The organism is Streptomyces sp. MGP-P1, from assembly GCF_057766565.1.
Window position 1 is genome coordinate 1,628,617 of record NZ_JBYMEM010000007.1, and the last position, 25,646, is coordinate 1,654,262.

General features: G+C 71.1%; 23 protein-coding genes. 16 read left to right on the plus strand and 7 right to left on the minus strand.

Annotated features, from left to right (window positions below):
• Positions 1 to 60 precede the first annotated feature (60 nt).
• The gene (locus AC3CH1_RS28760) at positions 61 to 987 is read right to left on the minus strand and encodes a hypothetical protein (protein WP_488465559.1); all 927 of its coding nucleotides are present in this window, start codon (positions 985 to 987) and stop codon (positions 61 to 63) included.
• A gap of 227 nt (positions 988 to 1,214) precedes the next feature.
• Between AC3CH1_RS28760 and AC3CH1_RS28765 the strand changes: the two genes are divergently transcribed.
• From AC3CH1_RS28765 to AC3CH1_RS28830, 14 genes are all read left to right on the plus strand, one after another.
• Positions 1,215 to 1,823, plus strand: a complete 609-nt coding sequence (locus AC3CH1_RS28765) for a papain-like cysteine protease family protein (protein WP_488465560.1) — start codon at positions 1,215 to 1,217, stop codon at positions 1,821 to 1,823.
• A gap of 4 nt (positions 1,824 to 1,827) precedes the next feature.
• Positions 1,828 to 2,763 carry a hypothetical protein gene (locus tag AC3CH1_RS28770; protein ID WP_488465561.1) on the plus strand — a complete coding sequence of 312 codons (936 nt, stop codon included), beginning with the start codon at positions 1,828 to 1,830 and terminating at the stop codon, positions 2,761 to 2,763.
• A gap of 142 nt (positions 2,764 to 2,905) precedes the next feature.
• A complete protein-coding gene (gene uvrC / locus AC3CH1_RS28775; RefSeq protein WP_488465562.1) occupies positions 2,906 to 4,996 on the plus strand; it encodes an excinuclease ABC subunit UvrC in 2,091 nt (696 codons plus the stop codon).
• Positions 4,993 to 5,970, plus strand: coding sequence for an RNase adapter RapZ (gene rapZ / locus AC3CH1_RS28780; RefSeq protein WP_488465563.1), 978 nt, complete (start codon positions 4,993 to 4,995; stop codon positions 5,968 to 5,970). Before uvrC ends, rapZ begins: the two co-directional genes overlap by 4 nt.
• On the plus strand, positions 5,967 to 7,001 hold the full coding sequence (locus tag AC3CH1_RS28785) for a gluconeogenesis factor YvcK family protein (RefSeq protein ID WP_488465564.1): 1,035 nt from the start codon (positions 5,967 to 5,969) through the stop codon (positions 6,999 to 7,001). The genes rapZ and AC3CH1_RS28785 overlap by 4 nt, the downstream gene beginning before the upstream one ends.
• Complete coding sequence (gene whiA / locus AC3CH1_RS28790; RefSeq protein ID WP_488465565.1) at positions 6,992 to 7,981, plus strand: DNA-binding protein WhiA; 990 nt, start codon at positions 6,992 to 6,994, stop codon at positions 7,979 to 7,981. The genes AC3CH1_RS28785 and whiA overlap by 10 nt, the downstream gene beginning before the upstream one ends.
• A gap of 216 nt (positions 7,982 to 8,197) precedes the next feature.
• Positions 8,198 to 9,208 carry a type I glyceraldehyde-3-phosphate dehydrogenase gene (gene gap, locus AC3CH1_RS28795; protein ID WP_361867552.1) on the plus strand — a complete coding sequence of 337 codons (1,011 nt, stop codon included), beginning with the start codon at positions 8,198 to 8,200 and terminating at the stop codon, positions 9,206 to 9,208.
• A gap of 112 nt (positions 9,209 to 9,320) precedes the next feature.
• A complete protein-coding gene (locus AC3CH1_RS28800) occupies positions 9,321 to 10,532 on the plus strand; it encodes a phosphoglycerate kinase (protein WP_488465566.1) in 1,212 nt (403 codons plus the stop codon).
• A 6-nt stretch (positions 10,533 to 10,538) separates the two neighbouring features.
• Complete coding sequence (gene tpiA / locus AC3CH1_RS28805) at positions 10,539 to 11,315, plus strand: triose-phosphate isomerase (RefSeq protein ID WP_361867555.1); 777 nt, start codon at positions 10,539 to 10,541, stop codon at positions 11,313 to 11,315.
• A 116-nt stretch (positions 11,316 to 11,431) separates the two neighbouring features.
• Positions 11,432 to 11,668 (plus strand): preprotein translocase subunit SecG, encoded by a 237-nt coding sequence (gene secG, locus AC3CH1_RS28810; RefSeq protein ID WP_003969872.1) that lies wholly within the window; start codon positions 11,432 to 11,434, stop codon positions 11,666 to 11,668.
• Between the two features lie 110 nt (positions 11,669 to 11,778).
• Positions 11,779 to 12,114: an RNA polymerase-binding protein RbpA gene (locus AC3CH1_RS28815; RefSeq protein ID WP_381756415.1), complete on the plus strand. Its 336-nt coding sequence runs from the start codon at positions 11,779 to 11,781 to the stop codon at positions 12,112 to 12,114.
• A 182-nt stretch (positions 12,115 to 12,296) separates the two neighbouring features.
• On the plus strand, positions 12,297 to 13,955 hold the full coding sequence (gene pgi, locus AC3CH1_RS28820; protein WP_488465567.1) for a glucose-6-phosphate isomerase: 1,659 nt from the start codon (positions 12,297 to 12,299) through the stop codon (positions 13,953 to 13,955).
• A gap of 4 nt (positions 13,956 to 13,959) precedes the next feature.
• Positions 13,960 to 14,466, plus strand: coding sequence for a PH domain-containing protein (locus AC3CH1_RS28825; protein ID WP_488465568.1), 507 nt, complete (start codon positions 13,960 to 13,962; stop codon positions 14,464 to 14,466).
• The gene (locus AC3CH1_RS28830) at positions 14,463 to 15,983 is read left to right on the plus strand and encodes a PH domain-containing protein (protein WP_488465569.1); all 1,521 of its coding nucleotides are present in this window, start codon (positions 14,463 to 14,465) and stop codon (positions 15,981 to 15,983) included. The genes AC3CH1_RS28825 and AC3CH1_RS28830 overlap by 4 nt, the downstream gene beginning before the upstream one ends.
• 123 nt (positions 15,984 to 16,106) lie before the next feature.
• On the opposite strand, the gene pgl is transcribed toward AC3CH1_RS28830, so the two are convergent.
• The 5 genes from pgl to tkt are packed head-to-tail and all read right to left on the minus strand — an operon-like array spanning position 16,107 to position 22,716.
• Positions 16,107 to 16,889: a 6-phosphogluconolactonase gene (pgl, locus tag AC3CH1_RS28835; protein ID WP_488465570.1), complete on the minus strand. Its 783-nt coding sequence runs from the start codon at positions 16,887 to 16,889 to the stop codon at positions 16,107 to 16,109.
• Positions 16,886 to 17,926, minus strand: coding sequence for a glucose-6-phosphate dehydrogenase assembly protein OpcA (gene opcA / locus AC3CH1_RS28840; protein WP_488465571.1), 1,041 nt, complete (start codon positions 17,924 to 17,926; stop codon positions 16,886 to 16,888). The genes pgl and opcA overlap by 4 nt, the downstream gene beginning before the upstream one ends.
• Entirely contained in the window at positions 17,923 to 19,455 is a 1,533-nt protein-coding gene (gene zwf / locus AC3CH1_RS28845; RefSeq protein WP_488465572.1) for a glucose-6-phosphate dehydrogenase, read from the minus strand. The genes opcA and zwf overlap by 4 nt, the downstream gene beginning before the upstream one ends.
• 5 nt (positions 19,456 to 19,460) lie before the next feature.
• Positions 19,461 to 20,579, minus strand: a complete 1,119-nt coding sequence (tal, locus tag AC3CH1_RS28850; RefSeq protein ID WP_488465573.1) for a transaldolase — start codon at positions 20,577 to 20,579, stop codon at positions 19,461 to 19,463.
• A gap of 34 nt (positions 20,580 to 20,613) precedes the next feature.
• Positions 20,614 to 22,716: a transketolase gene (gene tkt, locus AC3CH1_RS28855; protein WP_488465574.1), complete on the minus strand. Its 2,103-nt coding sequence runs from the start codon at positions 22,714 to 22,716 to the stop codon at positions 20,614 to 20,616.
• Positions 22,717 to 23,003: 287 nt separating this feature from the next.
• Between tkt and AC3CH1_RS28860 the strand changes: the two genes are divergently transcribed.
• Together AC3CH1_RS28860 and AC3CH1_RS28865 are read left to right on the plus strand one after the other, a co-directional pair.
• Positions 23,004 to 23,957, plus strand: coding sequence for a heme o synthase (locus AC3CH1_RS28860; protein WP_488465575.1), 954 nt, complete (start codon positions 23,004 to 23,006; stop codon positions 23,955 to 23,957).
• A gap of 93 nt (positions 23,958 to 24,050) precedes the next feature.
• Positions 24,051 to 24,428 carry a hypothetical protein gene (locus AC3CH1_RS28865; protein WP_488465576.1) on the plus strand — a complete coding sequence of 126 codons (378 nt, stop codon included), beginning with the start codon at positions 24,051 to 24,053 and terminating at the stop codon, positions 24,426 to 24,428.
• A 161-nt stretch (positions 24,429 to 24,589) separates the two neighbouring features.
• Here AC3CH1_RS28865 and AC3CH1_RS28870 read toward each other — a convergent pair whose 3' ends face one another.
• Positions 24,590 to 25,573, minus strand: coding sequence for a COX15/CtaA family protein (locus AC3CH1_RS28870; RefSeq protein ID WP_488465577.1), 984 nt, complete (start codon positions 25,571 to 25,573; stop codon positions 24,590 to 24,592).
• Positions 25,574 to 25,646 lie beyond the last annotated feature (73 nt).

Genomic DNA, 25,646 nt, shown 5'->3' on the forward strand with positions numbered 1-25,646 from the left:
CGACATGCAGCCGCGCCCCGACGCCCGATGTCGGCGAAGCCCCGTCGTCGCGTCGAGGACTCACTCCCAGTCCCAGTCGACCCCGATCAGACCGGGCCGCACGCTCTCCTCCACCAGGTGCACGGTCCGGTGCCGGCCGGTCAGCGTGAGGTCCTCGCGGGCTCCGCGCGCCGCCCCCGCCGACGCCTGGGCGAACCGGCGGCACCGCACCGGGAGCGCCGCCTCGTCGAAGCCGACCTGGAGCACGTACTGCCCGCCCCCGAAGGTGAAGCCGCGTACGTACTCCCCGCCGGCCCCGCCCGTACCGTCCTCGAAGCCGTAGCCGAAGAGGTACGTCTCACCGGACCGCAACCGGGTGTCGAAGAGCAGCTCCGCGACCAGCACCCCCGCGTGCAGATCCCAGCGGACCCGGCCCGTCCGGCAGTTCTCCAGGGCCCGCACCGCGATCCGGGACGGGTCGCAGCCGGGGTCGCCCCGGTGGACCGCGAGATAGCGGTCCACGCCGTCCCGGTGCGCGCGCACCACGTGCTGCGACGTGCGGCCCGCCAGCTCGCGCCGCGCCCCCATCCGCACCCGCTCCTGGTGCCCCACGGTGTGCAGGCCGCCGTCCACGGGTGACTCCATCGCCGCGAGGAGCCGCTCCACCGAGCCCGACGCCTCCATGAGCGACCGGTACGAACGGGCGGCCGGACGGTCCCCGTCCGCCGGGGCGTCACCGTCGCGCAGGAGCCGCAGCAGCGAGTCGTCCGGCAGCGCGAGGACCTCCTCCAGCGCTCGAACCGCCCGCAACGACTCGGCCCGCCGGGGCCGGCGCACCCCCTGCTGCCAGTAACTGAGGCTGGTCACCCCGAGCTTGACGCCCCGGTGCGCCAGATGGTGCTGCACCCGCTGGAGCGGAAGCCCGCGCACCGACAGAGCGGTGCGCAACGCTAGATGGAACGGTCCGGTCCGCAGTACCTGCGTCAGTTCGGTCTCGGTCTGCCGCATGGCGGGCCTCCGGTGAACGTTCACGTGGGGAGTGGCGACACCGGCCCCCGGGGGACGCGGGGGAGCAGGTGACCGGGACGGAGCCGTTCACACGGACGCCGTGCCGTTCACACCGCGATGTCACCTCGCATTGAAGCGTGTTGACCTGCTCCGGACAACGCCGGATGCTCATCGTCAGCGTCCGGACGCGCTCCTCCGATCCCCACCCCCGCATTGGGAGGAACGCCATGCGCAACCGAAGAGTCAGGCCCGGAAGGTTCTCGTTCACCGCCCTCCTGGCCGTCGTCCTGCTCGCCGTCCCCGCGGTCACCGCCACCGCCGCCCAGTCCCCGGACGGGGCGGGCTCCACCGTCGCCGCCGCCCAGCGGCTCGACATCACCATGCAGGCGCAGCAGCAGAGCAACTGGTGCTGGGCGGCCGGCGGCAACACCATCGCCGCCTGGTTCGGCCGCAACTACTCCCAGAACCAGTTCTGTAACGCCGCCTTCAACCGCGGCCAGAACTCCCAGTGCCCCAACTCGCAGGCCACCCTCGGCAACGTCCAGACCGGACTGTCCTGGGCCGGGGTCAGGCCCGGCAGCTATGTCACCGGCTGGCTGCGCTACCCGACCGTGCAGGCCGAGATAGCGGCCCAGCGCCCCATCGAGACCCGCATCCAGTGGTCGTCCGGCGGCGGCCACATGCATGTCATCTACGGGTACGACGACGCCAACAGCTGGGTCTACTGGGGCGACCCGTGGCCCTCCAGCGACCGCTACAACTGGGCCTCGCACGCCTGGTACGTCAACAACAACGAGTTCTCCTGGACCCACTCGCTCTACCGGATCGGGGCGTGAGGTCATGAACTCCACCACCCGGCGCATCGCCGTCGCCACCGCCCTCACCGGCGCCGCCCTGTTCACCGCCGCCGCTCCCGCCCTCGCCGACGACGGCCGGGCGGCCCCGCCGAAACTGACCGCCGCCACCCTCGAAGCGGCCCGCGAAGCAGCCACCGAGCCCGCGACCCTGGACACCCTGTCCCGGTTCTTCGCCCGGGAGGGCGCGGTCAGCAGGGCGGCGAGCGCGCCCAGGATCGAGGGGAGGACCGTGCCCGTCCGCACGCTCTCCGCCGCCTTCGTCGCCGGAAAGCCCGGGGCCGCCCCGAGCACCGTGGACTACCTGGCCAGCACCGCCGTCTCCTCCGAAGGCCAGAAGGCCTCCCTGTGGACCGTCCCCGGCACCGACGCGGGCGACCGGTGGCAGGTGGTGAACATCGCCACCGGCGACGACGAGGCCCGCTACACCGCACAGGGGGCCCGCGCGCTCCCCGGCGGCACCGTGTTCCGCGAACCGCAGATCGACGCCTGGTACGTCCACGACGGCTCCCGGGTACTCCCGCTGGACGAGGACGCGAAGGCCGCCGTGGGCGCACGCGGCACCGCGCTCAGCGCCTACCGGACCCGGGTCCAGGAGGCGTACGGCGACAAGCTGCCCGGCTCCGGATACGCCCGCTCCGGCAAGGCGGGCGGCTACGGACCCGAGGCGGCCACCGGCACCGGGGGAGCCCCGGCGGCCGCACCGGCCCCCGGCCCGGTCTCCGGGCCGGCCGCGGACCAGGCGCCGGACACCGCCGGGAGCCCCGCGCTCGCCGGCACGGCGTCCGGGTCGCCGGACACGGCCCTGACCGCCGTGTCCACGACCGCGGGGGTCGGGGCGCTGCTCGCCCTGGCCCTCTGCGGGGCCGCCGCCGTACGCCGCCGCAGCCGTGCCGGGCGACCCCCGGCCACGGACGCCTGAGAGGCGGCTCCACCGGCCCACGGGCCCGCGCTCCGGGGTGCGAACACCCACGGCACCCCGGAGCGCGGCACCGCCCCCGGTACCGCCCCCGGCAACACCTGAGGACGACGCGCTGTCACTGCCCGCAAGTAGGGTGTGAGACATGGCAGACCCCTCCAGCTACCGCCCCAGGCCGGGACAGATCCCCGACTCCCCGGGGGTCTACAAATTCCGCGACGAGCACCGCCGGGTGATCTACGTCGGGAAGGCCAAGAACCTGCGCCAACGCGTGGCCAACTACTTCCAGGACCTGGCGGGCCTCCATCCGCGTACGCGCACGATGGTCACCACCGCCGCCTCCGTCGAGTGGACGGTCGTCTCCACCGAGGTCGAGGCGCTCCAGCTGGAGTATTCCTGGATCAAGGAGTTCGACCCCCGGTTCAACGTCAAGTACCGGGACGACAAGAGCTATCCCTACCTCGCGGTCACGCTCAACGAGGAGTTCCCCCGCGTCCAGGTCATGCGCGGCGCCAAGAAGAAGGGCGTGCGCTACTTCGGTCCGTACGGCCACGCCTGGGCGATCCGCGAGACGGTCGACCTGATGCTCCGCGTCTTCCCCGTCCGCACCTGCTCCGCCGGGGTCTTCAAGAACGCCGCGCGCACCGGCCGCCCCTGCCTGCTGGGGTACATCGGCAAGTGCTCGGCCCCCTGCGTCGGCCGGGTGACCCCCGAGGAACACCAGGAGCTGGCCGAGGACTTCTGCGACTTCATGGCCGGTCGCACGGGCACGTACATCCGCCGCCTGGAGAAGGACATGATGCAGGCGGCCGAGGAGATGGAGTACGAGCGGGCGGCCCGCCTCCGCGACGACGCCGAGGCCCTCAAGCGGGCCATGGAGAAGAGCGCCGTCGTCCTCGCCGACGCCACCGACGCCGACCTGATCGCCGTAGCCGAGGACGAGCTGGAGGCCGCCCTCCAGATCTTCCACGTGCGCGGCGGCCGGGTGCGCGGCCAGCGCGGCTGGGTCACCGACAAGGTCGAGGCGGTCGACACCTCCGGCCTCGTCGAGCACGCCCTCCAGCAGCTGTACGGGGAGGAGCGCGGCGACGCCGTCCCCAAGGAGGTTCTGGTCCCCGCCCTGCCCGAGGACGCCGAAGCGGTCTCCCAGTGGCTCGCCGAGCGCCGGGGCTCCCAGGTCAGTCTGCGCATCCCGCAGCGCGGCGACAAGAAGGACCTCATGGTCACCGTCCAGCGCAACGCCCAGCAGGCGCTCGGGCTGCACAAGACCAAGCGCGCCTCCGACCTGACCACCCGCTCCCGCGCCCTAGAGGAGATCGCCGAGGCGCTGGGCCTGGACACCGCGCCGCTGCGCATCGAGTGCTACGACATCTCCCACCTCCAGGGCGACGACGTGGTGGCCTCCATGGTCGTCTTCGAGGACGGCCTCGCCCGCAAGAGCGAGTACCGCCGCTTCCAGATCAAGGGCTTCGAGGGCCAGGACGACGTCCGCTCGATGCACGAGGTGATCGGCCGACGCTTCAAGCGCTACCTCCAGGACAAGGAGCGCACGGGGGAGTGGGAGGAGACGCCGGAAGCAGCCCCCGTCGCCCTCGGCCCTGCTCCGGTCCCCGCCGCCACGGGCCCGGTCCCCGCCGCCACCGGCCCCGTCCCCGCCCCGGACCTCACCGCCGCCTCCCCGGACGACGAGCCCGAGCCCCGGGAGGACGACGGCCGCCCCAAGCGGTTCGCCTACCCGCCGCAGCTCGTCGTCGTCGACGGCGGGCAGCCCCAGGTGGCCGCCGCCAAGCGCGCCCTGGACGAGCTGGGCATCGACGACATCGTGGTCTGCGGCCTCGCCAAGCGGCTGGAAGAGGTCTGGCTCCCCGACGACGACGACCCCGTCGTCCTGCCCCGCTCCAGCGAGGGCCTCTACCTCCTCCAGCGCATCCGGGACGAGGCCCACCGCTTCGCCATCGCCTACCAGCGCGCCAAACGCGCCAAGCGCATCCGCAGCAGCCCCCTCGACGACGTGACCGGCCTCGGCGAGACCCGGAAGCAGGCCCTCATCAAGCATTTCGGCTCGGTGAAGAAGCTCAGGCAAGCGACAATCGACGAGATCTGCGAGGTCCCCGGGATAGGGCGAAGGACGGCGGAATCGGTGGCCGCCGCCCTCGCCTCGACCACTCCCGCGGCACCTGCCGTGAACACGGCCACAGGAGAGATCATCGAAGAGGACGACGGGGGCAGCTCATGACCGAGAACAGCCACGAGAACGCACAGAGCACCGCGGACACCGACATCGACGCCGACCGAGCAGACGGAGCAGCAGACGTGAGTACGAACACCCCGAACGAGACGGGTGAGGCGGCCATCCCCGAGCTGGTGATCATCTCCGGGATGTCGGGCGCCGGCCGCAGCACCGCGGCCAAGTGTCTGGAGGACCTCGGCTGGTTCGTCGTCGACAACCTGCCGCCCGCGCTGATCCCCACCATGGTGGAGCTCGGCGCCCGCTCGCAGGGCAACGTGGCCCGGATCGCCGTCGTCGTCGACGTACGCGGCCGGCGCTTCTTCGACAACCTCCGCGAATCGCTCGCGGACCTGGAGTCCAAGCACGTCACCCGGCGGATCGTCTTCCTGGAATCCTCCGACGACGCCCTCGTGCGCCGCTTCGAGTCCGTCCGCCGCCCGCACCCCCTCCAGGGCGACGGCCGCATCGTCGACGGCATCGCGGCCGAGCGTGACCTGCTGCGCGAGCTGCGCGGCGACGCCGACCTGGTCATCGACACCTCCAGCCTCAACGTGCACGAGCTGCGGGCCAAGATGGACGCCCAGTTCGCGGGCGAGTCGGAGCCGGAGCTGCGCGCCACGGTGATGTCCTTCGGCTACAAGTACGGCCTGCCCGTCGACGCCGACCTGGTCGTCGACTGCCGCTTCCTGCCCAACCCGCACTGGGTCCCCGAGCTGCGCCCCTTCACCGGCGTCAACGAGGAGGTGTCCGACTACGTCTTCGACCAGCCGGGCGCCAAGGAGTTCCTCAACCAGTACACCGAGCTGCTCCAGCTGATCGCCGCCGGCTACCGCCGCGAGGGCAAGCGGTACGTGACCATCGCCGTCGGCTGCACCGGAGGCAAGCACCGCTCCGTCGCCATGTCGGAGAAGCTCTCGGCCCGCCTCGCCGCCGAAGGCGTCGAGACCGTCCTCGTCCACCGCGACATGGGGCGAGAGTGACCGGACGCAATCTGCGGATGCGACGCCTGAGCCGCGCCACCTCGGCGCTCTCCGGCCGCAAACGCGGTGCTCAGCCCAAGGTCGTAGCGCTCGGCGGCGGCATGGGCCTCTCGGCGTCCCTGGCGGCGCTGCGCCGGATCACCGGCGATCTCACGGCCGTGGTCACCGTCGCGGACGACGGCGGCTCCAGCGGACGGCTGCGCGAGGAGCTGGGCGTGCTGCCCCCCGGCGACCTCCGCAAGGCGCTCGCCGCGCTGTGCGGCGACGACGACTGGGGCCGCACCTGGTCCCGGGTCATCCAGCACCGCTTCGAGTCCAAGGGCGACCTCCACGAGCACGCGGTCGGCAATCTGCTCATCGTGGCCCTCTGGGAGCAGCTCGGCGACCACGTACAGGCGCTCGACCTGGTCGGCAAGCTGCTCGGCGCGCACGGGCGGGTGCTGCCGATGTCGGCCGTCCCGCTGGAGCTCCAGGCGCTGGTCAAGGGCCACGACCCCGACCTGCCCGACGCGATCGTCACCGTGCGCGGCCAGGCCACGGTGGCGCTCACCCCCGGCGAGGTGCAGTCCGTGCACGTGGTGCCGCCCGACCCGCCGGCCGTCCCGGAAGCCGTGGCAGCGGTCCTGGACGCCGACTGGGTGGTGCTCGGTCCCGGCTCCTGGTTCTCCTCGGTGATCCCGCACCTGCTCGTGCCGGAACTGCTCGACGCGCTGGTCACCACGAAGGCCCGCAAGGTCCTCTCGCTGAACCTCGCACCCCAGCCCGGTGAAACAGAAGGCTTCTCACCGCAGCGTCATTTGGAGGTTTTGGGGCGACACGCCCCTAAACTCGCCCTGGACGTGGTGCTGGCCGATGAGGCCGCCGTGCCCGACCGTGAGTCACTCGCCGATGCCGCACTACGGCTCGGAGCCGCGGTCGAGCTGGCGCCGGTGGCATCGCCCGACGGCGTTCCGGTCCATGATCAGGAGCTGTTGGCCGCCGCGTACGACCGTATTTTTCGGATGCATGGAAGGATCGGCCCATGGCGATGACGCCAGCGGTGAAGAACGAAATCTCTCATCTTCCCGTCACCCGGACCTGCTGCAGGAAAGCAGAGGTCTCGGCGATTCTTCGGTTCGCGGGCGGCCTGCACCTGGTGAGCGGGCGGATTGTGATCGAGGCGGAACTGGACACCGGCAACGCCGCCCGCCGCCTCAAGCGCGACATCCTGGAGATCTTCGGGCACAGCTCGGAGCTGATCGTGATGGCCCCCGGCGGACTGCGCCGAGGCTCGCGCTTCGTCGTACGGGTGGTGGCGGGCGGCGACCAGCTGGCCCGCCAGACCGGTCTGGTGGACGGCCGCGGCCGTCCGATCCGCGGGCTGCCCCCGCAGGTGGTCTCGGGGGCCACCTGCGACGCCGAGGCGGCCTGGCGCGGAGCGTTCCTCGCCCACGGCTCGCTCACCGAGCCCGGCCGCTCCTCCTCGCTGGAGGTCACCTGCCCGGGGCCGGAGGCGGCCCTCGCCCTGGTCGGGGCGGCGCGGAGGCTCTCCATCGCGGCCAAGGCCCGCGAGGTGCGCGGCGTGGACCGCGTGGTCGTCCGCGACGGCGACGCGATCGGCGCCCTGCTGACCAGGCTCGGCGCGCACGACGCGGTGCTCGCCTGGGAGGAGCGCCGGATGCGGCGCGAGGTCCGCGCCACGGCCAACCGGCTCGCCAACTTCGACGACGCGAACCTGCGCCGCTCGGCCCGCGCCGCGGTCGCCGCCGGGGCCCGGGTGGGGCGCGCGCTGGAGATCCTCGCCGAGGAGGTCCCCGAGCACCTGGCCGCCGCGGGACGGCTCCGCATGGAGCACAAGCAGGCCTCCCTGGAGGAGCTGGGCGCGCTCGCCGACCCGCCGCTGACCAAGGACGCGGTCGCCGGCCGGATCCGGCGGCTGCTGGCGATGGCCGACAAGCGGGCCCAGGACCTGGGCATCCCGGGGACCGAGTCGACCCTCAGCGAGGAGCTCGCCGACGGCCTGGTCGGCTGACTCGGCGACGGTCAGGGGACGTTGGCCCCGGCGGGCGAAACGGAGGTCCGTACTCCTACTCGCGAGTACGGATCTCCGGTCGTATCCGGTGGCATGCGGAGGCCCTCTCGATGTCACCCCCGGGCCCTCGGAGAGGTAGGGTCGGAAGCGGTCGGGGACATCCCTATACAACTCGCCGGCGTCGAAAACCGGCGTACCTAACGAGGAGATCGGTTCGTGACGATCCGCGTAGGCATCAACGGCTTCGGCCGCATCGGCCGCAACTACTTCCGCGCTCTGCTGGAGCAGGGTGCGGACATCGAGATCGTGGCTGTCAACGACCTGGGTGACACTGCGACCACGGCCCACCTGCTGAAGTACGACACCATTCTGGGTCGTCTCAAGGCGGAGGTCAGCCACACCGCCGACACCATCACCGTCGATGGTCACACCATCAAGGTGCTCTCCGAGCGCAACCCGGCCGACATCCCCTGGGGTGAGCTGGGCGTCGACATCGTCATCGAGTCGACCGGCATCTTCACCAAGAAGGCCGACGCCGAGAAGCACATCGCGGGCGGCGCCAAGAAGGTCCTCATCTCGGCTCCGGCCAAGGACGAGGACATCACCATCGTGATGGGCGTCAACCAGGACAAGTACGACGCGGCCAACCACCACGTCATCTCCAACGCCTCCTGCACCACCAACTGTGTGGCGCCGATGGCCAAGGTCCTCGACGAGAACTTCGGCATCGTCAAGGGCCTGATGACGACGGTCCACGCGTACACCAACGACCAGCGGATCCTGGACTTCCCGCACTCGGACCTGCGTCGCGCCCGCGCCGCCGCCGAGAACATCATCCCCACCACCACCGGCGCCGCCAAGGCCACCGCCCTGGTCCTCCCGCAGCTCAAGGGCAAGCTCGACGGCATCGCGATGCGCGTCCCGGTCCCGACCGGCTCCGCCACCGACCTGGTCGTCACCCTCCAGCGCGAGGTCACCAAGGACGAGGTCAACGCCGCGTTCAAGAAGGCGTCCGACGACGGCGCCCTCAAGGGCTTCCTGACGTACACCGAGGACCCGATCGTCTCCTCGGACATCGTCGGCGACCCGTCGTCCTGCACCTTCGACTCCTCCCTGACCATGGTCCAGGAGGGCAGCACGGTGAAGATCCTCGGCTGGTACGACAACGAGTGGGGCTACTCCAACCGCCTCGTCGACCTCACGGTCTTCGTCGGCGAGCAGCTCTGATCCTCGGGGTCGGCGGCACCACGATGTGAGCAAGGGGCTCGACCGGCGCAACGACGCGTCGGTCGAGCCCCTTAGCATGCTCATCGGTCCTTCCAAGGAGTAAACGGAACAGATGAAGACGATCGACGAACTTCTCGCCGAAGGGGTCGCGGGCAAGCGGGTATTCGTCCGTGCCGACCTCAACGTGCCGCTGGACGGCACCACGATCACCGACGACGGCCGTATCCGCGCCGTCGTCCCGACGATCGCCAAGCTCGCCGAGGCCGGCGCGCGCGTCGTCGTCGCCTCGCACCTCGGCCGCCCCAAGGGCGCCCCGGACCCGGCCTTCTCGCTGGCGCCCGCCGCCGCACGCCTGGGCGAACTCCTCGGATCCGAGGTCGCCTTCGCCACCGACACGGTCGGCGAGTCCGCCCGCGCCACGGTCGCCGGCCTGGCCGACGGCCAGGTCGCGGTCGTCGAGAACCTCCGCTTCAACGCCGGCGAGACGTCCAAGGACGACGCCGAGCGCGGCGCCTTCGCCGATCAGCTGGCCGAGCTCGCGGACCTCTACGTGGGCGACGGCTTCGGCGCCGTGCACCGCAAGCACGCCTCGGTCTTCGACCTCCCGGCCCGGCTCCCGCACTACGCGGGCTACCTCATCGCCACCGAGGTCGGCGTCCTGAAGAAGCTCACCACCGACGTGAAGCGGCCGTACGCGGTCGTCCTCGGCGGTGCCAAGGTCTCCGACAAGCTCGGCGTGATCGACCACCTGCTGGAGCGGGCCGACCGCATCCTCATCGGCGGCGGCATGGCGTACACCTTCCTCAAGGCCCAGGGCCACGAGGTCGGCGGCTCGCTGCTCCAGGAGGACCAGATCCCGGCCGTCCAGGAGTACCTGCGACGGGCCGAGGAGAAGGGCGTGGAGTTCGTCCTCCCCGTCGACGTCGTGGTCGCCCCGTCCTTCCCGGACCTCAAGACCAAGGCCCCGGCCCACCCCACCACCGTCGCCGCCGACGCCATGCCGGCCGGCCAGATGGGGCTGGACAACGGACCCGAGACCAACAAGCTCTACGCATCGAAGCTCGCCGACGCGGCCACCGTCTTCTGGAACGGCCCGATGGGCGTCTTCGAACACCCCGACTTCGCCGACGGCACCCGCGCGGTCGCCCAGGCGCTCGTCGACTCGTCGGCCTTCAGCGTCGTCGGCGGTGGCGACTCCGCCGCGGCCGTTCGCATCCTGGGCTTCGACGAGAATGCTTTCGGACATATTTCGACCGGTGGCGGCGCGAGTCTCGAATACCTCGAGGGCAAGACGCTTCCCGGCCTCGCCGCACTGGAGGACTGACCTTTCATGACCACCCGCACCCCGCTCATGGCGGGCAACTGGAAGATGAACCTCAACCACCTCGAGGCCATCGCCCACGTCCAGAAGCTCTCCTTCGCCCTGGCCGACAAGGACTACGAGGCCGTCGAGGTCGCCGTCCTGCCGCCCTTCACCGACCTGCGCTCCGTGCAGACCCTGGTGGACGGCGACAAGCTGAAGATCAAGTACGGCGCCCAGGACATCTCGGCGCACGACTCCGGCGCGTACACCGGTGAGATCTCGGGCCCCATGCTCGCCAAGCTGCGCTGCACCTATGTGGCCGTCGGTCACAGCGAGCGCCGCCAGTACCACGGCGAGAGTGACGAGATCTGCAACGCCAAGGTGAAGGCCGCCTACAAGCACGGTCTGACCCCGATCCTCTGTGTCGGCGAGGGCCTGGACATCCGCAAGGCCGGTGACCAGGTCTCCTACACGCTCGCGCAGCTCGACGGCGCGCTGAAGGACATCCCGGCCGAGCAGGCCGAGACCATCGTGATCGCCTACGAGCCGGTCTGGGCCATCGGCACCGGCGAGGTCGCCACCCCCGAGGACGCCCAGGAAGTCTGCGGTGCGATCCGTGGCCGACTGGCCGAGCTGTACTCCCAGGAGCTGGCCGACGCCGTCCGCATCCAGTACGGCGGCTCGGTGAAGTCCGGCAACGTCGCGGCCATCATGGCGCAGCCCGACGTGGACGGCGCCCTCATCGGCGGCGCCGCACTGGACGCCGACGAGTTCGTCAAGATCGTCCGCTTCCGCGACCAGTGAGTATGCGGTAGCGCGGATCCGTCGTACCCTTGCGGGGGCCGGAGGGGCGCCTCGCCCTTCGGCCCCCGGTGCACGTACACGCAGTAGTCAAGAATTCCGGAAAGTAGGGACCAGCCGTGGTTTTGGCGTTCCAGATCGCTCTGATCGTCTTCAGCCTGCTGCTGATGCTGCTGGTGCTCATGCACAAGGGCAAGGGCGGCGGCCTCTCCGACATGTTCGGTGGCGGAATGCAGTCCTCCGTCGGCGGCTCCTCGGTCGCCGAGCGTAACCTCGACCGGATCACCGTCGTGGTCGGTCTGGCCTGGTTCGCGTGCGTCGTGGTACTCGGTCTGCTCGTCAAGCTGGACAGCTGACCCGTCGTCCGCGCATACCGGTGACGGTGTGACTCCTTCCACTGGACGCGCGTCGGGCCTTACGTAGACTGGGGCATCGCTCGAGCACCATCACGCAGGGAGTTACGACCGTGGCAAGTGGCAACGCGATCCGGGGAAGCCGGGTCGGAGCGGGGCCGATGGGGGAGGCCGAGCGTGGCGAGTCCGCGCCCCGCGCCCGCATCTCCTTCTGGTGCTCGAACGGGCACGAGACGCAGCCGAGCTTCGCCCATGACGCGCAGGTGCCGGACACCTGGGACTGCCCGCGCTGCGGCTTCCCGGCCGGCCAGGACAAGGACAGCCCGCCCGCCCCGCCCCGCACCGAGCCGTACAAGACACACCTGGCGTACGTCCGCGAGCGGCGGAGCGACGAGGACGGCGAAGCGATCCTCGCCGAGGCGCTGGCCAAGCTCCGAGGCGAGATCTGAGGCTCCCTCCGACGCGGCTCCACGGAACCCCAGTCGTTCACCGGCCGGACACTCCACGGGTGTCCGGCCGTAGTGCGTTCCCGCGCCACCGCCCTCCTCCACTCCGCAGCCCTCCTCGATCAATTAGGTTGGAGGGGCAGCGGGGATGCTGAGTGACGAGAAGAAGTGGGCTGATATCCGGGATGAACGCAGCAAGCCGAACCAAGCTCAACCAGACGCCCGAGTGGACGGCTCTCGCCAAGCACCGTGAGGAGCTCGCCGCACCCCAGCTGCGCGAGCTGTTCGCGCGGCAGCCGGACCGCGGCACCGCCTACACCCTCCGGGTCGGCGACCTCCACCTCGACTACTCCAAACACCTGGTCACCGACGAGACGCTGCGCCTGCTGCGCGAACTCGCCGCCGCCACCGGGGTCGCGGAGCTGCGGGACGCGATGTTCCGCGGCGAGAGGATCAACACCACCGAGGACCGGGCGGTCCTGCACACCGCGCTCCGCGCCCCCCGCGACGCGGTGATCGAGGTCGACGGCGAGAATGTCGTACCCGCCGTGCACGCCGTCCTGGACAAGATGGCCGGCTTCGCCGAGAAGGTCCGGTCCGGGCAGTGGACCGGCCACACCGGCAAGCCCGTCAAGAACATCGTCAACATCGGGATCGGCGGCTCCGACCTCGGCCCCGCCATGGCGTACGAGGTGCTGCGCTCCTTCACGGACCGCGCGCTCACCCTCCGCTTCGTCTCCAACGTCGACGGCGCCGACCTGCACGAGGCCGTCCGCGACCTCGACCCGGCCGAAACGCTGTTCGTCATCGCCTCGAAGACGTTCACGACGATCGAGACCATCACCAACGCCACCTCCGCCCGGGACTGGCTGCTGACCGGGCTGAAGGCCGGTCAGGACGCCGTCGCCCAGCACTTCGTGGCCCTGTCGACCAATGCCGAGAAGGTCGAGGAGTTCGGCATCGACACGGCCAACATGTTCGAGTTCTGGGACTGGGTCGGCGGCCGCTACAGCTACGACTCGGCGATCGGCCTCTCGCTGATGGTCGCCATCGGACCGGACCGTTTCCGCGAGATGCTCGACGGCTTCCACCTCGTCGACGAGCACTTCCGCACCGCCCCCGCCGAGGAGAACGCCCCGCTCCTCCTCGGCCTCCTCGGCGTCTGGTACGGCAACTTCTTCGACGCCCAGTCGCACGCGGTGCTGCCGTACAGCCACTACCTGTCCAAGTTCACCGCGTACCTCCAGCAGCTCGACATGGAGTCCAACGGCAAGTCCGTCGACCGCGACGGCAACCCCGTGGACTGGGAGACCGGACCGGTCGTCTGGGGCACGCCCGGCACCAACGGGCAGCACGCGTACTACCAGTTGATCCACCAGGGCACCAAGCTGATCCCGGCGGACTTCATCGGCTTCGCCGCCCCGGTCCACGACCTGCTGCCCGGCCTGATCGCCCAGCACGACCTGCTGATGGCCAACTTCTTCGCCCAGACCCAGGCCCTCGCCTTCGGCAGGACACCCGAAGAGGTCCGGGCCGAAGGGGTGCCCGAGGAGCTGGTCCCGCACAAGACGTTCCGGGGCAACCACCCCACGACGACGATCCTGGCCGACAAGCTGACCCCCTCGGTCCTCGGCCAGCTCATCGCGCTGTACGAGCACAAGGTCTTCGTCCAGGGCGCCATCTGGAACATCGACTCCTTCGACCAGTGGGGCGTGGAGCTCGGCAAGGTCCTCGCCAAGAAGATCGAACCGCTGCTGACCGGCGACGGGGGAGCGGACGCCGGGGAGCTGGACAGCTCCACCGCCGCCCTGATCGACGCCTACCGCACGCTGCGCGGGCGCTGAGCCGATGCCGCAGGGGGAGGGGGCGGCGGTAGTGCTGCGGCCGCCGCGCAACACGTTGGACGGGCGCGCCGTCGGCTGGTGGCGGGTCCAGTGGCTGCTGCTGACGGCCGTGCCCGTCGTGCCGCTCGCGGTCCTGGGCGCGCTGATCGAGCCGGCCCGCTTCTGGCTGCTGCTGCCCGCCGCGGTCCTGGCCGCGGCGGGCACGGCGGCCGCCGTCCTCTTCCCCCTGTGGTGGTTCCGTACGCACCGCTGGGAGATCACCGGAGACGCGGTGTACGTCCGCACGGGGTTCTTCTGGCAGGAGTGGCGGATCGCCCCGATGTCCCGCATCCAGACCGTCGACACCGTACGGGGCCCACTGGAGCAGCTCTTCCGGCTCGCCACCGTCACGGTCACCACCGCCTCCGCCAAGGGCGCGGTACGGATCGCGGGCCTGGACCACGAGGTCGCCGCCGACCTGGCCCAGCAGCTCACCCGCATCACCCGCGACACCCCCGGCGACGCCACATGAGCACCGCTGCCCCGCCCGCCGACTGGCGACGCCTCGACCCCCGTACGGTCCTGGTCACCGCCCTCGTCGTGGCCGGGGTCGTCGCGGGCGCCGCCATCCCCGTCACGCTCGGGCTCACCCGCTGGTTCGGCCTCCCGGCCGCCGTGCTCCAGGTGCTCGCCGGCGCGGTCCTGGTCATCGGCGCCGCGGCGGGCGCCGACCGGGTCCGCTGGCACCGCACGCGCTACCGCGTCGGCGAGGAGCGCGTCGACCTCCACACCGGCCTCCTGATCGTCAAGCGCCGCTCGCTGGCCCGCGGCCGCATCCGCACGGTCGACCTCACCGCCAACCTGATGCTCCGTCTCCTCGGCCTGGTCACCGTCAGGATCGGCACCGGCGAACAGGGCTCCGAATCCACCCTCGAACTGGACCCGGTCACCCGCGCCGAGGGAGAACGGCTGCGCCGCCTCCTCCTGGAGCGCGCCACCGCCGCACCGTCCGGCGGCGTCCACCGCGAAGGGGAACTGGCCGTCCTGGACCCCCGCTGGATCCGCTACGCACCGGTCTCCTTCGTCGCCCCCATGCTCGGCGGGGCGGCCGCCGGGGCCGTCCTGCAGGTCAGCGACTGGGTCGGAGCCCGGGGCGACGTCATCGAGTGGATCGGGGACCTCTTCCGTGACACTCCGCTGCTCTGGATGATCGTCATCCTGGTCCTCGCCGCCCTGGTCGCCGGCGTCGTCGGTGCGCTCGGCCTCTGGATCGAGATGTGGTGGAACTACCGCCTGGAGCGCGAGCCGGGCGGCACGCTGCGCGTGCGGCGCGGGCTGTTCACCTCCCGGTCCATCTCCGTCGAGGAGGCCCGGCTGCGCGGCGTCGACCTGGTCCAGCCGCTGGGCGTACGGCTGCTCGGCGCGGCCCGGCTGGACGCCATCACCACCGGCCTTGCCAAGGACGACGAGGCCAAGAACGCCGACCACAACACCCTGCTCCCGACCGTGCCCCGGACCCGGGCCGACACCGTCGCAGCCGACGTGCTGCGCGAGGCGGTCACCCCGACCGGCGCGGCGCTCACCGCGCACCCGCGCGCCGCCCGGGGCCGCCGACTGCGCTGGTCGCTCGCCGCGGTCCTCAGCCCGGTCCTGATCCTGACCGCCCTCGGGGCGCTGTTCACGCCCGTGCTGCTGTGGATCGCGCTCGGCTGCACGGTGGTTCTCGCACCCGTGGCGGTGGCGCTCGCCCTGGACGCCTACCGGGGCCTCGGGCACGGGCTCTCCGGGCGCTACCTGGTCACCCGCTCCGGCACGGTCCGCCGCTCCACCGCAGCCCTGGAGCGAGCCGGGGTGATCGGCTGGACGGTCAGACAGTCGGTCTTCCAGCGGCGGGCCGGGCTGGTGACCATCACGGCCACCACCGCGGCCGGTGGGGGCGCCTACACGGTGTACGACGCCGACGCGGCCGAGGGCCTGGGCTTCGCCGCCGAGGCAGTCCCGGGGCTGCTGGAGCCGTTCCTGGAGCGCGCCGGGAACAGCGGGACCTGACGGACGGCACAGGCGCCCCCTGTACGGATGATGATCCGCGCCGCTCCTCGACCGGCGCGCATGCAAGCCGAAGGCCCGGACCGCTCGGTTGGAAGCGGTCCGGGCCTTCGGGGCGTACAACGCTCAGGCTGACGCCTGTGGATACAGCGCGCGCGGCAGCTGCGAGGCCGCCGCGGCGTCCAGCAGCCAGAGCGTGCGGCCGCGCCCGTACGCGCCCGCCGCCGGGGCCTGGATCTCCCCGGCCCCGGACAGCGCGATGGCCGCCGCCTCGGCCTTGTCCTCGCCCGCCGCAAGCAGCCACACCTCGCGCGCCGCGCGGATCGCCGGCAGCGTGAGCGAGACGCGGACCGGAGGCGGCTTGGGGGCCCCGCGCACACCGACGACGGTGCGCTCGGTCTCCCGTACCGCGGGAAGCTCCGGGAAGAGCGAGGCCACATGCGTGTCCGGGCCGACGCCCAGCATCAGCACGTCGAACGCGGGCACCGCCCCATGGTCCTCGGGACCCGCGGCGGCGGCCAGCTCGGCGGCGTAACCGGCCGCCGCCGCGTCCGCGTCGTCGCCGTACGGGCCGTCGGACGCGGGCATCGCGTGCACCCGGGCCGGGTCCAGTGGCACCGCGTCGAGCAGCGCCTCGCGGGCCTGGGTGACATTGCGCTCCGGGTCGCCGTCGGGCAGGAACCGCTCGTCGCCCCACCACAGGTCCAGGCGCGCCCAGTCGATCGCGTCCCGGGCGGGCGCGGCGGCGAGCGCGGCCAGCAGGCCGTTGCCGTTGCGCCCGCCGGTCAGCACCACCGAGGCGTGGCCCCGGGAGGCCTGGGCGTCCACGATCCTCGTGATCAGCCGGGCCGCCGCGGCCTGCGCCATCAGCTCCTTGTCGCGGTGGACGACCAGTTGGGGAGGGGTCACTTCGACGCCGCCTTCTTGGCCGGGGCCTTCTTCGCGGCGGGAGCCTTGGCCTCGGTGGCCTTGTCCGCCTTCTCCTCGGCGCTCTCGGCCGGCGCGGCCCTGACCTCGCCGCCCGCGTGCAGCCGGTCGACGCCGAACTTCACCGCGGAGGCGTAGGTGTTGTCCGGGTCGAGCCGCCGCAGCTCCTCGGCCAGCAGCTCGGCGGTGTCGCGCCGCTTGAGCGCCACCCCGCGGTCCGGCTGGTTGTGCATGGAGAGCGTGGCCAGCGTGCCGTCGGCGCGGTCGAGGACGATGACGCCGGTCTTCGTCTCCATCCGGACCGCCGTGAGGCCGGGGCCCTCGGAGACCATGCGCTCCACCGGGACGCCGAGCCGGTCCGCGAGCCACATGGCGAGCAGCTCGCAGCTCGGGTTGTCGCTCTCGCCCTCGACGGTCGCGCCGATGACCTCGGCGGGCTGCTGGTCCAGCGACGCGGCCAGCATGGAGCGCCACGGAGTGATCCGCGTCCACGCCAGGTCGGTGTCGCCCGGGCTGTACGTCGCCGCCCGCACCGCCAGCGCCTCGATGGGGCGCTCGGCCGAGTAGGTATCGGTGATCCGGCGCTGCGCGAGAGCCCCGAGCGGGTCCTTCGCCGGGTCGGAGGGCGCGCCCTCGGGCCACCACACCACGACCGGGGCGTCCGGCAGCAGCAGCGGAAGGACCACCGACTGGGCGTGGTTGGCCAGTTCGCCGTGCAGGCGCAGGACGACGGTCTCGCCGGTGCCCGCGTCGGAACCGACCCGGACCTCGGCGTCGAGCCGGGCGTCCCGGCGGGCCCGCGGTGAGCGGCTGACCCGCTTGATCACCGCGATGATCCGCGAGGGGTGCTCGCGGGAGGCGTCGCCGGCCGACTTGAGCGCGTCGTACGCGTTCTCCTCGTCGGTGACGATGACCAGCGTGAGCACCATGCCGATGGCGGGGGTGCCGATGGCCCGGCGGGCCGCCACCAGCGCCTGGTTGATCTTGCTGGACGTGGTTTCCGTGAGATCGATCTTCATGGCCGCCTCCAGCTCCGTCCGTCGCGTGCGAGCATCTCGTCGGCCTCGGTCGGGCCCCAGGTGCCGGCCGCGTACTTCGCGGGCTTGCCGTGCCTGTCCCAGTACTCCTCGATCGGGTCGAGGATGTTCCAGGACAGCTCGACCTCCTGGTGGCGCGGGAAGAGGTTGGCGTCGCCGAGCAGGACGTCCAGGAGGAGCCGCTCGTACGCCTCCGGGCTGGACTCCGTGAACGACTCGCCGTACGCGAAGTCCATCGTGACGTCCCGGACCTCCATCGAGGTGCCGGGCACCTTGGAGCCGAAGCGCACGGTGACGCCCTCGTCCGGCTGGACCCGGATGACCAGGGCGTTGCCGCCCAGCTCCTCCGTGGCGCCGGACTCGAACGGCAGGTAGGGCGCGCGCTTGAAGACGACCGCGATCTCCGTGACCCGGCGGCCGAGCCGCTTTCCGGTGCGGAGGTAGAACGGCACGCCCGCCCAGCGGCGGTTGTTGATCGTCAGCTTGATCGCCGCGTAGGTGTCGGTCGTCGACTTGGGGTCGATGCCCTCCTCCTCGCAGTAGCCGAGGACCTCCTGGCCGCCCTGCCACGCGTGCTCGTACTGGGCGCGCACGGTGTGCTTGCCGAGGTCGTCGGGCAGCTCGACGGCGGTGAGCACCTTGAGCTTCTCGGCGACCAAGGCCTTCGGGTGGAAGGAGCCGGGCTCCTCCATCGCGGTCAGCGCCAGCAGCTGGAGCAGGTGGTTCTGGATGACGTCACGGGCGGCGCCGATGCCGTCGTAGTAGCCGGCCCGGCCGCCGATGCCGATGTCCTCGGCCATCGTGATCTGCACGTGGTCGACGTAGGACCGGTTCCAGATCGGCTCCCACATCGTGTTGGCGAACCGCAGCGCCAGGATGTTCTGGACCGTCTCCTTCCCCAGGTAGTGGTCGATCCGGAAGACCTCGTTGGGCGGGAAGACGTCGTGCACGAGCTGGTTGAGCTCCTGCGCGCTGCCCAGGTCGTGGCCGAACGGCTTCTCGATGACGGCGCGCCGCCAGGAGCCCTCGCTCTGGTCGGCCAGGCCGTGCTTCTTCAGCTGCTGGACGACCTTGGGGAAGAACTTCGGCGGCACGGAGAGGTAGAAGGCGAAGTTGCCGCCCGTCCCCTGCGCCTTGTCGAGCTCCTGAATGGTCGACTTGAGCGTCTCGAACGCCTCGTCGTCGTCGAAGTTGCCCTGGACGAAGCGCATCCCCTGGATGAGCTGCTGCCAGACCTCCTCGCGGAACGGCGTACGGGCGTGCTCCTTGACGGCGTCGTGGACGACCTGGGCGAAGTCCTCGTCCTCCCAGTCGCGGCGCGCGAAGCCGATGAGCGAGAAGCCCGGCGGCAGCAGGCCGCGATTGGCCAGGTCGTAGACGGCGGGCATCAGCTTTTTACGGGACAAATCGCCCGTGACGCCAAAGATGACCAGGCCCGACGGCCCCGCGATACGCGGGAGCCGTCGGTCCTGTGCGTCACGGAGCGGGTTGGCTCCGGGAACAGCAGACAAAGTGGTCAGCCCTCCGAGGGGGCGAGGCGCGAGAGCTCCGCCTCGGTCGACTTGAGCAGGTCGTTCCAGGACGCCTCGAACTTCTCGACGCCCTCGTCCTCCAGCACCTGTACGACCTCGTCGTACGAGACGCCGAGCTTCTTGATCGCGTCGAGGTCGGCGCGCGCCTGGTCGTAGCCGCCGGCGACGGTGTTGCCGGTGATCTCGCCGTGGTCCGCCACCGCCTCCAGCGTCGCCTCCGGCATGGTGTTCACCGTGTTCGGCGCCACCAGGTCGTCGACGTAGAGCGTGTCCTTGAGGGACGGGTCCTTGACGCCGGTCGAGGCCCACAGCGGACGCTGCTTGTTGGCCTGAGCCTTGTCCAGGGGGGCCCAGCGGTCGGAGGAGAAGACCTCCTCGTACGCCTCGTAGGCCAGACGGGCGTTGGCCAGGGCGGACTTGCCCTTGGCCGCCTTCGCCTCGTCCGAGCCGATGGCGTCCAGCCGCTTGTCGATCTCGGTGTCCACCCGCGACACGAAGAACGAGGCCACCGAGTGGATCTTGGAGAGGTCCAGGCCCGCGGCCTTCGCCTTCTCCAGGCCCGCCAGGTAGGCGTCCATGACCGCGCGGTAGCGCTCCAGCGAGAAGATCAGCGTCACGTTGACGCTGATGCCCCGGCCGATCGTCTCGGTGATCGCCGGCAGGCCCGCCTTGGTCGCCGGGATCTTGATGAGCGTGTTCGGCCGGTCGACCAGCCACGCCAGCTGCTTGGCCTCGGCGACGGTGGCCGTGGCGTTGTGCGCCAGGCGCGGGTCGACCTCGATGGAGACCCGGCCGTCCTGGCCGCCGGTGGCGTCGAAGACCGGGCGCAGGATGTCGGCGGCGTCGCGGACGTCGGCCGTGGTGATCATGCGGAGGGCTTCCTCGACGGTGACCTTGCGGGCGGCGAGGTCGGTGAGCTGCTGCTCGTAACCGTCGCCCGAGGAGATCGCCTTCTGGAAGATGGACGGGTTGGTGGTGACGCCGACGACATGGCTCTGGTCGATCAGCTCGGCCAGGTTGCCGGACGTGATCCGCTTGCGCGACAGGTCGTCGAGCCAGATCGCCACGCCCTCGTCGGAGAGGCGCTTGAGTGCGTCTGTCATGAGTTGCATCTCCTACTAGTCGTATCTACCGGCGTCAGCGTGTTGCGGCTTCGAGAGATTCCCGCGCGGCGGAAGCCACGTTGTCGGCGGTGAAGCCGAACTCCTGGAACAGCACCTTCGCGTCGGCCGAGGCCCCGAAGTGCTCCAGCGAGACGATGCGGCCCGCGTCGCCCACGTACCGGTACCAGGTCAGGCCGATGCCCGCCTCGACGGCGACCCGCGCCTTCACCGACGGCGGCAGCACGCTGTCCTTGTACGCCTGGTCCTGCTCCTCGAACCACTCGACCGACGGCATCGAGACGACCCGGGTCGGCACACCGGCCGCCTGGAGCTGCTCGCGCGCCTCGACGGCGACGTGGACCTCGGAACCGGTCGCGATCAGCAGCACCTGCGGCGCCGTGGTCTGTCCGGAGGACTCTTCGGCCTCGAACAGGACGTAACCGCCCTTGGCCGCGTTCTCGTTCGCCTCGTACGTCGGCACGCCCTGCCGGGTTAGCGCCAGACCGTGCGGGGCGCCCTTGCCGAACACCTTGGTGTAGCGGCGCAGGATCTCGCGCCAGGCGATGGCGGTCTCGTTCGCGTCGGCCGGGCGCACGACGTTCAGGCCCGGGATGGCGCGCAGCGCGGCCAGGTGCTCGACCGGCTGGTGGGTGGGACCGTCCTCGCCGAGGCCGATCGAGTCGTGCGTCCACACGTACGTCACCGGCAGGTGCATCAGCGCGGACAGCCGCACCGCGTTGCGCATGTAGTCGGAGAACACCAGGAAGGTGCCGCCGTAGACGCGGGTGTTGCCGTGCAGCGCGATGCCGTTCATGGCGGCGGCCATGGCGTGCTCGCGGATGCCGAAGTGGATCGTGCGGCCGTACGGGTCGGCCTCCGGCAGCGGGTTGCCCACCGGGAGGAATGAGGACGTCTTGTCGATCGTGGTGTTGTTCGAGCCCGCGAGGTCGGCCGAGCCGCCCCACAGCTCGGGCACGATCTCGCCGAGCGCCTGGAGCACCTTGCCGGAGGCGGCACGGGTGGCCAGGCCCTTGCCGGGCTCGAAGACGGGGAGCTTCTCCTCCCAGCCCTCGGGCAGCTCGCCGGCGGCGATCCGGTCGAAGGAGGCGGCGCGCTCCGGGTTGGCCGTGCGCCACGCGGCGAACGCCTTGTCCCACTCCGCGCGGGCCTCGCGGCCGCGGTCCAGGGCCTCGCGGGTGTGGCCGATGACCTCGCCTGCGACCTCGAAGGTCTGCTCCGGGTCGAAGCCGAGGACCCGCTTGGTCGCCGCGATCTCGTCGTCGCCGAGGGCCGAGCCGTGCGCGGCCTCGGTGTTCTGGGCGTTCGGGGCGGGCCAGGCGATGATCGAGCGGGCCGCGATGAACGAGGGGCGCTCGGTCTCGGCCTTGGCCGTCTGGAGCGCCGCGTACAGACCCGCCGGGTCCAGGTCGCCGCTGGGGAGCTGGTCGACACGCTGGACGTGCCAGCCGTACGCCTCGTACCGCTTGATGGTGTCCTCGGAGACCGCGGTCTCCGTGTCGCCCTCGATGGAGATGTGGTTGTCGTCCCAGAGCAGGACCAGGTTGCCCAGCTTCTGGTGCCCGGCCAGCGAGGACGCCTCGGCCGAGATGCCCTCCTGGAGGCAGCCGTCACCCGCGACGACCCACACCATGTGGTCGAACGGGGAGGCGCCGGGGGCCGCCTCGGGGTCGAAGAGGCCGCGCTCGTAGCGGGCGGCCATCGCCATGCCCACGGCGTTGGCGACACCCTGGCCCAGCGGCCCGGTCGTCGTCTCGACACCGGTGGTGTGGCCGTACTCCGGGTGGCCCGGGGTCTTGGAGCCCCAGGTGCGGAAGGCCTTGAGGTCGTCCAGCTCCAGGCCGTACCCGGCGAGGTAGAGCTGGATGTAGAGCGTCAGGCTGGAGTGGCCGGCGGAGAGGACGAACCGGTCGCGACCGGTCCACTCGGCGTCCGCGGGGTCGTGCCGCATCACCTTCTGGAAGAGGGTGTACGCGGCGGGAGCCAGGCTCATCGCCGTGCCCGGGTGGCCGTTTCCGACTTTCTGTACGGCGTCCGCGGCGAGAACGCGGGCGGTGTCCACGGCCCGCTGGTCCAAATCGGTCCACTGAAGGTCTGTGGTGGTCGGCTTGATGCTCACCCTGAGTCAGGGCTCCTCTCCACTGTCGTAGGCCGGTGACTTGTTACCGCACCGGGCGCTGTCGAGCCTACCCCCGTTGACACGCACACTTTCCGAGTACTTTCCAGGGTGTGGGCGGCCCGTGGAGTTCGCCTCCCGGCGGAATGCGCATACCGGTGAACAGTCACCCCCAACACGACCCCACCCCCGCGAAGGGCGGCGTATGCGCAACGTCTAGAGTGAACGGGTTCGCGCAAGTCTTCACCGGGCCTCTCCGCCCGGAGCTTGCTGGGATTTCTCTGTCAGGGGTGTGCGTGACGGCCGTCGAGTCCCGACCCGCAGGGGTCGCCTTGACTCCCAGCCCGGGGGGCCATCGCCCGTTCGGGGCCCGCGTCAAGGCCTTCGTGGCGCTTACCAAGCCACGGATCATCGAGCTGTTGCTCATCACCACCGTTCCGGTGATGTTCCTCGCTGCCCAGGGTGTACCCGACCTGTGGCTCGTTCTCACTACCACCATCGGGGGATATCTCTCCGCCGGTGGCGCCAACGCGCTGAACATGTACATCGACCGGGACATCGACGCGCTGATGGACCGTACGTCCCAGCGCCCGCTGGTCACCGGCATGGTCAGCCCCCGCGAATGCCTCGCCTTCGGCATCGCCCTCGCGGTGGTCTCCACGCTCTGGTTCGGTCTGCTCGTCAACTGGCTCTCGGCCGCTCTCGCGCTCGGCGCGCTGCTCTTCTACGTCGTCGTCTACACGATGCTGCTGAAGCGCCGCACCTCCCAGAACATCGTCTGGGGCGGCATCGCGGGCTGCATGCCGGTCCTCATCGGCTGGTCGGCCGTGACGAACGAGCTCTCCTGGGCCGCCGTCATCCTCTTCGCCGTCATCTTCTTCTGGACGCCGCCGCACTACTGGCCGCTGTCGATGAAGGTCAAGGACGACTACGCCCGGGTCGGCGTCCCGATGCTTCCGGTGGTGGCCTCCAACCGGGTGGTCGCCCAGCAGATCGTCCTCTACAGCTGGGTGATGGTCGCGGTCTCGCTGCTGCTCACCCCGCTCGGCTACACCGGCTGGTTCTACACCGCGGTGGCGCTGCTGTCCGGCGGCGCCTGGCTCTGGGAGGCCCACGGTCTGCAGAACCGGGCCAAGTCCGGGGTGACCGGAGCCAAGCTCAAGGAGATGCGGCTGTTCCACTGGTCGATCACCTACGTCTCCCTCCTCTTCCTCGCGGTCGCGGTGGACCCGTTCCTCCGCTGAGGCACCCTCTTTCCGGGTACGGGCGGGTCGCGTGGCACAAGCCACGCGACCCGCCCGTCGCCAGTTCATCTACCCGTCGGTAGCATCCTGTTCATGGCAGAGACGGCAGCAGACGCAGCGGACACCGGACAGACCTCGCGCACGGACGCCAGGAAGGCGGCGCGCGCCGAGCGCAGGGCGGCGAAGATCGCCCACCAGATCGGCGCCTTCGCCAAGGAGCACGGCGGCGCTGAGGGACAGCTCGCCTACCTCGGCCAGGCGGGCGCCCGCATCGTCCTGGTCGGCGAGGACGGCGCCTGGGGCGACCTCGTGGCCCCGACCTACGCGGTGGCCGAGAACGCGGCGCGGAAGTCCGGGATCACGATGCACGAGGAGTTCGACGGCGAGTTCGCGCTCAAGGTCCGCACCGGCCCGTACGAGTGGTCCCGGATGGCCGGCATCCAGGTGGGCGGCCCCTCCAACGACCGCTGAGGCGACAGCCGACCGCTGAGGCGCCGGGGCCGCTCTCGGCGCCGTTGGCGCCCGCCCAGCTCGGGCTCGAAGCGCGCTGGGTACGGGCCGGAGTGGGGAACCACGGCATACGTGAGGGGCGGCGGGCCACCGGCCCGCCGCCCCTCACTCGTGTCCGTCCCTCAGACCGCGGCCGGTGTCGACTCCGACTGCGCGGTGGACGGGCCGGGCAGCGGGGCGGCAGCGTCGTCGCCGCGCTCGCGCATGCTCAGCACGAGCCGGATCACGGCGATCCACAGGATGGCCGAGCCGAACATGTGGACGCCGACCAGGATCTCGGGGACGTCGCTGAAGTACTGGACGTACCCGATCGCGCCCTGGGCGAGCAGCACGACCAGCAGGTCGCGGGCGCGGGCCCGGGCGTCGGCGGGCGCGTCGACCGCCCGCAGGGCCAGCCACATCGCGATGGCCAGGGCGCAGACGACCCAGGCGGAGACGGCGTGCACATGGGCGGCGGCCGACCAGTCCCAGGGCATGCGCGGTACGTCGCTGCTGTCACCGGCGTGCTTGCCGGAGCCGGTCACCGAGGTGCCCAGCACGATGAGGATCACCGTGGTCGCCACGATCGCCCAGGCGAGGCGCCGCACCGGCAGCGGAGCCCGGGGGCGCGGCGGACCGTCGCCCTCGCCGACCCGCACCCAGGTGATCACGGTGACCGCGAGCAGCGCGTTGGCCAGCAGGAAGTGCCCGGCCACCGTCCAGGGGTTGAGGCCCGCCCAGACCGTGATCCCACCGAGGACGGCGTTGCCCAGCACGATCCAGAACTGCAGCCAGGCCAGCCGGGCGAGCTTGCGGCGGCGCGGCTTGACCGAACTGATGGCGATGATCGCCCAGCCGACCGCGGCCGACAGGACGTAGGTCAGCATCCGGTTGCCGAACTCGATCGCGCCGTGCAGTCCCTGCTCGGGCGTCGCGAACAGGCTGTCGTCGGTGCACTTGGGCCAGGTGTCGCAGCCGAGGCCCGAACCGGTGAGCCGGACGGCCCCGCCGGTGACGATGATGAAGACGCTCATCATGACGGCGGAGAGCGCGGCGCGCTTCACCACCCTGGTGGACGGCGTCCAGCGCTTGGCGATGAGGGAGATGGGGGTTTCCACGCGGACCATCGTAGGACGGGGCTTGTGCATGATTTCACGAGGGGGTGGGTTCGTACCCGGTTGCCCGGACACGTCCAGTCGT